The sequence below is a fragment of the Butyrivibrio sp. INlla16 genome (assembly GCF_900104155.1).
In the GTDB taxonomy this organism is placed as follows: domain Bacteria; phylum Bacillota; class Clostridia; order Lachnospirales; family Lachnospiraceae; genus Butyrivibrio.
This window is the reverse complement of sequence record NZ_FMYB01000074.1, coordinates 1-12862: the sequence shown is the minus strand read 5'-3', so window position 1 is coordinate 12862 and position 12862 is coordinate 1. Positions and strand designations below refer to the sequence as shown.

Annotated in this window: 7 protein-coding genes; 2 read left to right on the top strand and 5 right to left on the bottom strand. The window is 36.6% G+C overall.

Annotated elements, in window-relative coordinates; translation table 11 throughout:
- The first annotated feature begins 262 nt into the window (after positions 1 to 262).
- Both BLR42_RS20465 and BLR42_RS20460 read left to right on the top strand, forming a co-directional pair.
- The gene (locus BLR42_RS20465; RefSeq protein WP_091873197.1) at positions 263 to 1600 is read left to right on the top strand and encodes an IS4 family transposase; all 1338 of its coding nucleotides are present in this window, start codon (positions 263 to 265) and stop codon (positions 1598 to 1600) included.
- Positions 1601 to 1965: 365 nt separating this feature from the next.
- Positions 1966 to 2883, top strand: a complete 918-nt coding sequence (locus BLR42_RS20460) for a hypothetical protein (protein WP_139165225.1) — start codon at positions 1966 to 1968, stop codon at positions 2881 to 2883.
- 48 nt (positions 2884 to 2931) lie between these two features.
- Here the strand turns inward: BLR42_RS20460 and BLR42_RS20455 are convergent, their stop codons facing one another.
- The 5 genes from BLR42_RS20455 to BLR42_RS20430 all read right to left on the bottom strand — a co-directional run bounded on the left by BLR42_RS20455 (position 2932) and on the right by BLR42_RS20430 (position 12447).
- On the bottom strand, positions 2932 to 7407 hold the full coding sequence (locus BLR42_RS20455; RefSeq protein ID WP_170832905.1) for an InlB B-repeat-containing protein: 4476 nt from the start codon (positions 7405 to 7407) through the stop codon (positions 2932 to 2934).
- A 166-nt stretch (positions 7408 to 7573) separates the two neighbouring features.
- Positions 7574 to 8419 (bottom strand): acyltransferase family protein, encoded by an 846-nt coding sequence (locus BLR42_RS20450; protein ID WP_278289428.1) that lies wholly within the window; start codon positions 8417 to 8419, stop codon positions 7574 to 7576.
- Positions 8420 to 8629: 210 nt separating this feature from the next.
- On the bottom strand, positions 8630 to 10360 hold the full coding sequence (locus tag BLR42_RS20440) for an LTA synthase family protein (protein ID WP_091873186.1): 1731 nt from the start codon (positions 10358 to 10360) through the stop codon (positions 8630 to 8632).
- Positions 10361 to 10594: 234 nt separating this feature from the next.
- Positions 10595 to 11107, bottom strand: a complete 513-nt coding sequence (locus tag BLR42_RS23120; RefSeq protein WP_278289427.1) for a VanZ family protein — start codon at positions 11105 to 11107, stop codon at positions 10595 to 10597.
- 203 nt (positions 11108 to 11310) lie between these two features.
- Positions 11311 to 12447 (bottom strand): GGDEF domain-containing protein, encoded by a 1137-nt coding sequence (locus BLR42_RS20430; RefSeq protein WP_091873179.1) that lies wholly within the window; start codon positions 12445 to 12447, stop codon positions 11311 to 11313.
- Between the last annotated feature and the right edge of the window lie 415 nt (positions 12448 to 12862).

Here is a 12862-nt window from a genome sequence, read left to right as displayed (position 1 = left end):
CACATATAGGGCATTTCCATTGCTGCCCTTTGCGAGGATGAATCCTGGCTATAAGAACCTTTTCATCATAGTGGTTCTTTGAGACTTTGATATCATCAATAATCGTATCATTGACATTTAAGAGTTCCTTGAATAAAGTAGTAGCTGAAGTCATCTGGATCCTTTCCTTTTGTGTTTCTTAGTCAGCTACACTTTAAGGAAAGCCAGATGGCTTTTCAAGTATATATTGTTATGTTGTTAAGGTGCGTAGGCTTCCACACATATGCCAGAGGCCTCTACAATTTCAGCATTTTTCACCAACTACAAGATTGGTGATCTGCTTCGTAAATGTAACGGATGCAAACAGAAAGGTATCCCCGCTCTTGATATCATGAAATACAAGCTCTGCAACATCTTCAGAGACAGAAGCATGTATATGCAGATAAGGACTGGCTCTTTCAGAGAGGGCTTCTCTGACAATACCTTTTACCGCTTCCTGAATTCTACTAAAACTAACTGGCTCAAATTTACAACACTGCTTTCCAAGCGCATAGCTGATACGATCGAGCCACTTACTTCTGAAGATAGAATCAATGCTTTCATTGTTGATGACAGCCTGTTCTCAAAGACAAGCTGTAAAGCTACTGAGCTCGCAGCAAAGGTATTTGATCACTGTGATATGCATTACAAGAAGGGTTTCAGACTTATGACTCTCTGCTGGACTGACGGTAATACCACTTTGCCTGTTAATGGATGCCTTCTTTCTTCTACAAACGAGAAGAATGTTCTCGGTCCTGAAACCGAAACTGATAAACGATCATTGGCAGGCAAGAGGCGTGCGCTTTCAAAAATGAAAGGCACTAAAGCTATGATTGAACTGATCAAAATAGCTCTTGCAAACGGGCATAAGGCTGACTATGTACTTTTTGATACATGGTTTTCATCACCTGCTCAGTTAATAGATATCAAGTCGCTTGGTCTTGATGCCATTGCCATGGTAAAGAAAAGCTCAAAGATCAGGTATCTTTATGATGGCAAGAAGTTATCCATCAGCAAGATCTTTGGCATCAGCAAAAAGCGTCGTGGTAAGAGCAAATATCTGCTGTCAGTTCCTGTAATGGTTGAAAAGAACGGTATTCAGATTCCTGCAAAAATTGTCTGTGTACGCAACAAAAACAACAAGAAAGATTGGATTGCCATTATCAGCACCAATGCAGATCTTTCCGAAGATGAGATTATCCGCGTTTATGGTAAACGCTGGAATATTGAGGTATTTTTCAAAACATGCAAGTCAACACTTAATCTTGTTGGTGAATGCAGAAGCCTCTCATATGATGCGCTCACGGCACATGTAGCAATAGTGTTTACAAGATATATGCTTCTGGCAATTACTGGCCGTAAGAATCAGGATATGCGTACACTGGGAGAACTATTCTTTTTCCTCGTGGATGAAATGGAAGATATAACTTTTTCTCATGCCATGGAGCTAATACTCCGTGCCATGTTTGTAAGCATATGCAAAAATTTCAACTTCACCGAAGATCAGATGGATTCATTCATTGATGACTTCCTGAATGGTCTGCCTGGATATATGCGCAATGCAATAGCCAAAGCGGCATAGGTTATTTTTTAGCTGAACTATTGAATTTTCAAGGTGCGATTCCCATTTTTTATGTGGGAAGTTTTAGTTATATAATACTTTATATTTAAGAAGAGAATAACCGGTGAAACGCAAAAAAACAATATATTCCCCATGCAGAAATACCCGTTGCCGAGCACTGTAACCTCAACTGCAGCTTATGTAATAGTCACGCCTATTTGAGAATGGGCTCATACTGAAGGAAATAAATATGTTAAAACTCAAATACATGAAACAGATAACCATTTTATTTCTTGAGAAACCACAATTTATATTGAATAATAATATTTAGATTATCAATTTATGTTCCTACACTATTCGCATATTTATTAAAGGAGTGCAGTTATATGCATAGAAGTATTTATACCAGCTTATTATCTGTATTATTATCAGTCACAATTTTTTCCGCTCCTACTTTTCATGCATATTCTGCCTCTAAATCTAAATCAACAGTCATTTTAAATCGGGACGAAATGACAAATATTAGTCCGGAGTCTCTTCCCAAAAACGGTACTGTCAAATGGGATTCATATCGTAAGTCAAAAAAAGATGTTCACAACGGAAAAATACCCGTTTCATTACTTACCGATCCTGTCTACTGCTCTATGAATATGCCTTCAGAATCCCTATCAGACGAAATGATTCGCGCTTCACGTGACAATGGTCACATTGTCACAAAAAAAATTCCTGCTTCAGCATCAAAATTATTAAATTTTGGAGCTGTAGAGGAAACCACAAAACAAACTCTGCCTGACAGCTTTTCTGTATATTTTGGAAAGATGAAAATGTTTGCCTATTCAAAATCAAAAAAGCGATGGATAACAATTGATTCTCAGCCATATCCCAAGGGTATATACATATATACATTGCCATGGAAAACGGCAAAAGCAAGAAAATGTAAAAACGTGACATATTACAACAATTATGCAAAAGTGGATCTTACGAAAGACGATTTACATGGAAATTGCCTGCATTTTTGGGGCGGTGCCGCTAAACTAAAAAAGAATGATTATCTATATTATGCCGCCAGTTATGAAGTATGGGTTAGTCCTAATGTTGTCGGAAAGCTTACAGCATCCGGAGGAATTGATTCAAAAGACTCTGCATGTATAAAAACACTATCTCAGCTATATTCATCCAGAGGATACAAATGTACAACATCCGCTAAATCTGTCTGGGGTAATACTATTCCAAATAAAAAATACAAAAAATGCAAAGCTTCAAAATTAAATAAATTATACTATTCCGATACACGAAAGAAATAACAAAAAATCCCACGATTCAAAAATGAATCGTGGGATTTTTTATAAATCTTATTTCTTACCTACTATTTTAGCTTTTTCAGGAACACCCTTACTTCTTAATACTTTCTCGTATTTCTTAACCTTATTCTTAGGAACTTGAATGGTTGCCTTTGATGAAATGCCCTTAAATGCTTTTTTACCAACACTTTTTTTGCTTAGCTTAGATGATTTAATTACAATTTTCTTCAGTTTTTTACATCCATAGAAAGCTTTCTTACCGATTTTACTTATGTTTTTACTGATAATAACCTTGGTAATCGTAGTATTCTTAGCAAAAGCATTATCATCAATAGAAGAAATACTAACCACGGCTCCATTGTCCAGAACAACTCTGCCGGGAATAGTTACTGTTTTCTCTTCACTGTCTTTAGAATAAATGAATGCACCTTCTGCGCTACCATCTTCCAAAACAGATGTAACCTTGCATTTTACATTCTGATCAACAGTATCATATATCTTCCCAATTTCAAGCTTCGATGCATCAACTAAAGCTGCAGATTCATTATTTGCACTGTTATTTTCAGGTGTCCAACCTGCATATACCTTTACATTACCTGCAGGCATTGTTCCAAAAGGATAAAGCGCTGTACATTCCTGATCAATATACCAACCTGTGAAAACATAGCCCTCTTTTACAGGTTTTTCCGGCACAATTACATTTTCTCCAAATGCGACAATCTGTGCTTCTACCGGGCTTCCTCCCATGCTGTCATACTCAAATGTATAGTTATTTTTCTCCCATCCTGCAAAAAGAACAAGATTATAAGCAGGCATACTTGATAGATCCGCTGCCTTACTCAAGTCTCTATCTACAAACCAGCCTCTAAATGTATAGCCTTCTCTTATCGGTTCAGCAACACTTATAGCTTGTCCATATGTTACGTCAAATGCCCCTATCTCGCTACCACCATTGGTATCTACTGTCACAGTATAGTTATTAGGAACCCATCCCGCAAAGATTGTGAGATCCTTAGCAGGCATTTTTCCAAACGTAAACTCGTTCTCACATGCCTCGTCTGTAAACCACCCTGTAAAGGTAAAGCCTTCTTTCTCCGGAACAATTTCAGGCGCCACTATTTCTGCATCATAATCAGCTGTAATCGCTTCTACTTCTGATCCACCAAGTGATGCATATGTAATCGAATATGCATTTATATCCCACTTCGCATAAACTGTTGATACACCTGTAATGGCCTCAGCAAAATCAAATTCGGTTTCATAACCGGCATCTACATACCATCCACCAAATGTATATCCTTCTCTAGCGGGCGCTTCAGGAGCTTCTACAATAATTTCACTTTCTGAGATTATCGGTGATATTGCTGTTTCACATAATGTCACAAATCTAACAACATTCTGGTATTCTGTCCAACCTGCGTAAAGGACAATATCCTCAGCGGGCATTTTACCAAAACCAAAAGGAGTCTGGCATTCTTCATCCGCAAACCAACCGGTAAATACATATCCTTCCTTTTCCGGAACAGATGGTACCGGTATATATGTCTCAAAAGGAACCTCATTTGTATCTATTTCGGATCCACCATTACTCTCATACGATACCAAATAGTTTGCTCTATCCCATTTAGCATACAAAGTTGTATTTCCATAAGGCATCCTGTCAAATGAAAACTCTTGTGTGAGTGCTCTATCGATATACCAGCCGGCAAAAGTATAACCTAATCGTGTCGGTTCTGCAGGAGCTGAGATTTCTGCATCATAATTCTCCATAGAATACGGAATCAGACTTCCACCATTTGTAACATATCTCAGCATATATTGTCTTGGCATCCATCTTGCATATAATGTTATGTCTTCAGCAGGCATTTTTCCAAAGAGGAATATGGTCTCGTAGGAACTTTCTTTGTACCACCCCACAAACCAATATCCATCTCTTTGCGGTATTGCCGGAGCATGAATCTCAGATCCGTATACTCCTGTAATAGAATCGTCTATAACTGAACCGCCGCAGCTATCAAATGATATTGTATGGTTTTCCGGAATCCAGTTTGCATATACTGTATTCAAGCCTTCGTTTAGCGAATCCGGCACGAATTCATTTTCAAAATTCTTATCCGAATACCACCCGCCAAAAGAATAGCCTTCTCTCTCCGGAATCATTGATACATCAATTTCACTGGGATTTTCAGAAATAATTGTAGGTATAGTTGTTCCACCATTCGAAACAAAATACAGGGCATAACTGGATTTGTTTGCCGTTATCTGATGCCATCCGGCATATAAGGTAATATCATGCTGAGGCATCTCTCCGAAATCAAATAAAGTAGTACAACCTTCATCTAAATACCAGCCTGTAAAAATGCATCCTTCTTTTACCGGATCTTCAGGTTCATCAATATCCATTCCACTTTGATATGATTGCGCAGCTACTTCTGAACCACCGTTGCTATTATATGTAATTGTATATGCAGGATAAATCATATTCTCATCCTGGATTACAGTCTTGTAATTTGAATATACTAATTTACCGTTTTTATCCCTACATATAACAGCAATGACATTTCTCTTTCCTACAGGTTCAGTAAGCGCCTCAGGTTCTATACTAAATGAATAACCAGTTTCATCTTCTATTGCATATCCTGAATATTTACCATTTATATAAACTTCAAAATCATAGTTTTTGTCTTTCTCAGCAGCAGCTCCGGATATGGAAAGAGTCGTAGACATCTTTTCTCCTACAATATAATCTGCCGGAAAATGCTCTGATATTTTGTCTTCGGATCCGCCAAGAATATCAAGAGGCAACTCTGCATCCTGCTTTTTATATGAATCCCCTCTGCTGGATTTAATGTCAGATAACGCTTTCGACAAAACCTGATTATCTGCAAAAGCTCTGTCAAACCATTGCAGTCTTTCAGAAAAGTATGTTCTGAACAAAGAAGCATCAGTATCAAAATCTCGTCTCTCATAAATCCAATAATCTTTACGAGGATAAACTACATCACTTGCACGGCCGGCCTCTTTAATATAATCAATCTTTTCATCATATAATCCTGAAGTCTTAATCAAATTATTTAAATAATCACGATTATCCCAATACTTTTCTGCTGATTTTACCTGAAAATAGGGATCATCCACGAAATCCCTCCAGAGGGTACCACCTGACAGTTTCCACCATATCGGGTCGGTTCCAACCGTGTATGATCCACACCCCCAGTCAAAATCCCAAGCCGGTCCAAAAAAGATCTTTCCGTTCTTATCCAAATAGCAGAATCTGCTTTTTTTTGAAGAATCATGATTTCCCATTATTTCCATAGTCAGCCAATAGGATGTCATGGAATCAAAATCAGCATAATCCGTATAATGTTTGCCCTGACTGTTATAACCGGAATCTGCCACAAGAGCATCTTCAAAATTCTGCCAATACTCCTGTGAATAGTTCATCATATCATCGTTAGAGAATAGGCTCTCAGGTTTTTTCAGCATAACCTTTAAGCCTCTTGAAGTTTCAAATTTTGAATTCTCATCGAACTCTTCGGACAATTCATATAAATAGCCACCGGAAATATCAAAGATATCTCCATCATAATAATCATTTATCAGATAAGTCTTATGCTTGAATTCTACAGTCCCGGTACTCACCCATGTAAGATCACTACTAAGAAGATCCTCAAGAGCTTTCTTATCACTATCACTAAACTTTTCTTTTTTTGCGATCTTCTTAGCTATTGACTCAGCTTCATCTTCCCAGTCATAGATATTTACTCTTGTGTTCCCGATCCTGATGTGCTCGGTAAGTACATACATTCCTCTATACTCACCATTGAGAACAACATCAACCCAGGTCATATCCATGTTCTCAATTCCAAGCTGTTTTGCTATTTCTGAACCGAGTACGTTTCGCATAGCACATTGGTCTATATAATTTGATATTAGACACCAATGCTTATTCTTTCCCATTCCAAACAGATCGGTACTTTTATCAAGCTTGATTTTATACGGCTTCTGCGGAAATTTTGATGATGTATTACCTCTAAGCTTTACAGATATTTTTCCGGAATACTGATCACTATAGCCATCATTACCCTGGATAAACAGATTTGCCGGCTTCTCATTCTTGTCTGTAATGGCCTGTCCATCATCCGTATTAATATATACTACCGGTAATTTACTAAAGTAAATCGAATCAGAAGCTACTTCTTTTCCCTCTGAATCATATGCTTTCAATACAATCCATTTCTCATAATCTTCCGATCCGGGAGTGTATGTATCTCCTTCAGATATAACGGTATCGCCAATATACCACTTTACCGAATTTACCACATCAGATTTCTTAATCTCCAGTGGCTGGCCTGCCATAGGTCTTTTAGTAACAATTGTTACAGCATTTTCTTTTGCCAAAGCAGTACAATTAAACATATTCATAAGAAATATGCACATAATAAAAAGCATACATGTTTTTAGAATGCTCTTTACGAAGGCATTATAAGCATGCTTAAATGTCCACTTTGTGTTCCCTTTTCCCATTCTTCTTCTCCTCACTAATTCTTTCTTTCCCCCGAAAAACAAAAAGCAATTATGCGGAAAAAAGGTCATAGCACGTTTTACCCTGCTATGACCTTCTATATAATTTTATATATTATTCCGCAAAGCCAAAATTTATTTTACAAAAATGTATCGCCATAAGTCAACATTATTTTCTTTGAATTTTCTTTAAAAATTTGCACAAATAACTGGCAAGAATAATGCTTAATATAGTCCCTATTATATATATTACTAACTGAACAGAATATGAGCTCAATGGCAATATCCCATACATTACCGGAGTCAGGATTCCAAGTACTTTCTCATGTACTAAATATATTTCCAGAGTAATCCCTCCAACAAAAGTGAAAAAAGTCGTACAACTTCTTATTATATTATTGTTTTCAGCTTTATCCCTGACAATAATCCAGCAAATAATTATCGAGAAAACAATAAATATGAATACAGTACGAATTATAATCCAATTATTTGCTACTTTCATCTTAAAAACATAAAGAGATAATATGCTTGATAATACTCCAAGTATTATTATATATCGTGCTGTTGATAATTTTATTCCTCTGCTTCCTTCACTGTTCTTTGCCATCAAAGATCCTATCAGAAAAGCCGGGAAACGTGTTCCAAGTATCTCAAACACAATTCTAATAGGATTTGGAATTCTAATAATATGACACAAAAACAAAACTATTATGGCATAAATTAGAATGAGCAATGCTTTAGCAACCGCTTCACTTTTTTCAACGATAACATAAATAAGCGGATATATAAGATATACCAAAATAATCGAAGCAACAAACCATTCATTCAGAGTATTATCCACATAAAATGATACTAGAGAATATGTCCATAAGTATTCGTTAAATGATTTGTCCATTACACATATTGCAAATATGCCAAAGACAAACACAACAATTAAATAAGACGGTATCAGCCTTATAATTCTTTTCTTGTAAAATGATATCGGATCGCTGTCTTTTTCATTGAATAGTAACAGCCGAACCCCGATAGTAGAAAAAAGATATCAACACCAACATGGCATAGCATTTTTATACCGCTATTAACATTATGAAACACCCATGGAAAGTCCAGATTATTATGGCTAATCACAATCAGCATAATTGCAATTCCCATAAGTTCTTTACGATATTTAGATATATACTTATATTCTAATTTCATAATAGTTAGTTCTCCGACGTTCATGTTGTCATTTTTGAGTTAATCTGTGGTATTCCGCATACAGATATCTGTTCCACTCGTCTTCTATCTCAGGATTCTCTGAAGTATTCTTAATATTTCCATCCGTCCCGACATATTGTCCTACAGTAGATCTTCCAGGCATTTTTCCATGCAGATTCAGTATCTGTTTGTAATAGTCATCAAGCTCTATTCCTGCCGAATAAAGAACCGACGGAATAAGGTCTATCATGCTGGAATAATCAGTAAACATTTTAGTGTCAATCTGGTAATTGGACCAAACTAGGTAAGGAACCGTTCGGTCATTTATGTCCTTTTCCTGCGCTGAAACATTTTCCTGTCCGAGCTGGGTGGAATAAGAAAAGGTATGATCTCCCACCATGCATATGATCACAGGTCTCTCAACCGCTGAAAAATAATCAGTCAGCTCTTTAAATGCATGAGCAGAAAGTGCCAAACTGGACTCATACTCATCAATTATGTCATTGGAAACCTCATATTCTCCCGATGAGTGGATCGTATCCATCTCCGGAGGATTTTGCTCGTACCCGCCATGATTCTGGTATGTAAGCAGATACATAAACTTCGGATTATCAGATGTTTCATTATAGACTCTGATTATGTCCTTATAGTTATCTTCATCAAGCCAGTCTCTGTTTCCGTTCTTGTTGTGGTATTCATATTGATCAGGCCCAAGATAAACATGGTCAAATCCCATAGCCGGATATGCTATCTTTCGGTTGTAGTTTTCCTTTGAAAAACAATGAAAAGCGTAGGTGGAATAATTATTTTTCTCCAGATAAGAAACCGCTGAATCATTATGCTTCTCAAAGTTAATATAGTTAAACGGTGCACCAACTGAAAGTAAAGCGGTCGAATTGGAAGTGAGCAGTTCGTATTCCGATGTATTTGTGCCGCCTCCGGCATTCGGAACCAGGCAATAGCCTCTGTTCAGGTTCTCTATGGAGTTAAGTTCATCCAAAGGATCCTTATCTGTTTGTACATCACTGTATTTTGTGATATCGCTGAACGCCTCATTCAGGATTACTATTATATCCGGATTGGTATCTGACACGTTATCATCAAAACCCTCGACATTAACAGGAACAAGTTTTACATTATACCCATCGGGCTTACTGAAATGATTGACACAGTATATGCTGTCAGTTATCAGATATGAGCAATATCCGCGCTGTTCTATAATAAAAAATGGTGCCCAGCTCATATTATTATTTGCGATCTTATATGATAAGCACGCATAGGCCACAAAAAATGTAAGGAATAACAGCTTGGGCAGCATATAAAGTTTTCCTTCAGAATATGTTTCTATATGCTTCTTCGGAAAAAGTATCACTACCACCAGATTTATTATAAAAATAAGCGCAATAAGCAGAACTCTTAAGTCTATTGTTAAATTATAATTATCTATAACCGTAACAGCTGTTTTAAAGTTTTTAAAAAGGCTTGCACAAAGCGCACTGCCATGTAATTGCAAAACAAAATGTGATATGGTACTCCAGATAAAAGCAGCTGCTGAAATAACTATTAATGTAAGCTTTTTCTTTACCAGATTAAAAATAAGAATATTAATCAAAAAGCAAATCATTATGTTATGAGCCCAGTATTTGTTTATAACAATATTTTTGGAAGCGCCTAAAAGTAAATCCAGATATGTAATCGCACTAAATACACCAAGCCAAATATATATAAGAACAAATGTAATTTTCGGTATCTTTTTCATTAACTACTCCACCTCATTAACATTAAATAACGAGCCATGTCAATTGACATAGCCCGCATATTTTTCAAATTCAATCTAAATATTATCATTTAGAAAATGATGATGCAACATCAAACGTTCATACTATATTCAAGCCTTTGCTTCGCTCTTCTCCATATCGGATACCAGATATATATAAATATCCAAATTGGTTACTTGTATAAATGTTGTAACCAATTTGGATTCTAACGTCAATTATTTATTATCTATTTCAATTTTTCTACTCTGACTAAATACCAGGTATAGCACAGCCATAATCACCGCCCCAATAAAAGCACCGGTCGTATTCGTTACAATATCTGTAGCTTCGAACATTCCTGTAGCAGTATGAAGCTGTGTAATCTCTATGAAAAGGCTGGTAAACGCACCAATAATTGTAGTAATTAAAATACTGATTATGGGCCTTTTTTTACTGAAAAACGGACAAATAATCATCCCCCATGGAATAAACAGGATAGTGTTAAGCGTACTAAACGCAGCACTCCATTTGGAGACTATTCCGCTTAAGGAAAAGCCTGTGTCAACATTAAGATGAACTATCCCCGGCCTCGTCCCGATAGGGCGTCTGAAAATGGTCATGGTCAATATAACTCCCAGATATAATACCAGCAGGTAAACATGCAGTAATTTTCCAAACGAGGTTTTTTTCTTAATCAAGAAAATCAAGCCTGGAATAAAAACTATGCAGGTTTCTATGATGAGTAACATAATCTGATTTTCGAGGCTGATCCCCTGGAATTCCCTCTCAAGTATGCGATTGAATAATTCAATATTCTGGTCTGACATAAGGATAATCCTTTATATAAAAATAAAAGAGAAATACCTTAATTGGCATTTCTCTTGTAATTGCCTTCTTGAAATATACCACAAAACGAAAATATCCTCAAACTACACGGTATCAGTAATGCTTCCTACCTCTTCCGCCTGTTATTATTCTCATAATAGCCCGCTTTATCGGCGTACATATACCTGTCGATTGCACTAATAAAGTCGAGATTCTCATCAGTGGTAAAGTCTATGATATCACCACCGATAGCAGCCGATAGTTTGTATGGTTTTATTGCAGATTCGTTGTATTCATCTATTGCGTCTGCAATAAATGACTTGTATTCAGATATAGTATGAGTCGCTGTTTTATCAAGAATTACAATAAACTCGTCTCCTGCAAAACGTATAACAATACCATTGTTCTTTACTACATCGTTCAGAATATCTGCCATTGCTATGAGTGCATTATCGCCTTCTGTATGTGAATAATTGTCGTTTATCTGCTTAAAATTGTTCATATCGAGCATCAATGCCGAAAGTTTCTCGCCGTGTTTTTTTGCATTATCCACTATTTCGTTAAGATAATATCGGTTGAACACACCTGTCAGCTTATCGAGATATATATTTTCATTCTGAAGACTCAGAGCTATACAACATACCGAAACTCCTACACATGGCCATATGAGAGAGATTCCGTACAGGCCTGATTGTAAAAGCATTCCGATGGCAATAGGTACGAGGAATTGCCATGTCGGAAAGAAACTAAGGAATCTGCCTCTGCGCTTTGCTGCATAATACACATTCTGTCCATACAAAAGAAAAATAGCTTCCGTTACAACATACATCCAGTAGAGAGGAAGTCTGTAATATCTGTTGGATTCATCAATACCAAATACAATGGGAGTAAAGAGATTGATGATAAGAACAAAAATCTCAAAAGCGCATACAGTGTATAGTATGATCTTTTGTCTTCGTGTCTGATACTCGTTTATATGCTTGACTATAAGTGTTATGTAGGCGGGCCCCAGTATTGCATTTAATGAAAAAAGTATGGAATTACCAAGCAGAATAATTAGACGCGCAAAAATACCCGGTTTCCCATCACTGTAGAAAACCATTGGATCGACAATACAGGCAATAATGACTGTCAGTATCATCATAATAAGACTATGGCTCTCGGAATTCTTGGTCTGAATGCGCCAACCTCTACTAAGCAGAAGCACAACCATCAGCAGAAAGCCAATTATATTGGATGCATAGACAGATTGTAAATTTATCACAGTTTAGTAATTCCCAAAAAAGCAATCAATAATGAACGAAAAACTCTCATCAATTAATGTTATTTTAGAAAAAAGCAAAAATCAATTAATAAAAGGTGACTTGTAATAGTTAATTCCACTTTGTAAGAGTAAATTCCACCTTGTAGGAGTAAATTCCACGGGGTGGAGTTTTCTTTTTACAAAAATGATGGATTTTTATCCACATTTACGGCTATAATAGCACAAAAGTCGGAAAAATGCGTATGACAATCAGAAGTCGAGTTCACGTTGTCCTGTTAAGAGTTAGTGAATTCCACCCCTAATGATGGTAGGTATGAATGTCATCCAACTACGCAGAACTCCGGCTTTTTTTATTATGAAATGGAAGTTTCTGCTCCGCAGAAACCTCGGAATTTAATAGTTAATGGTCAAAATA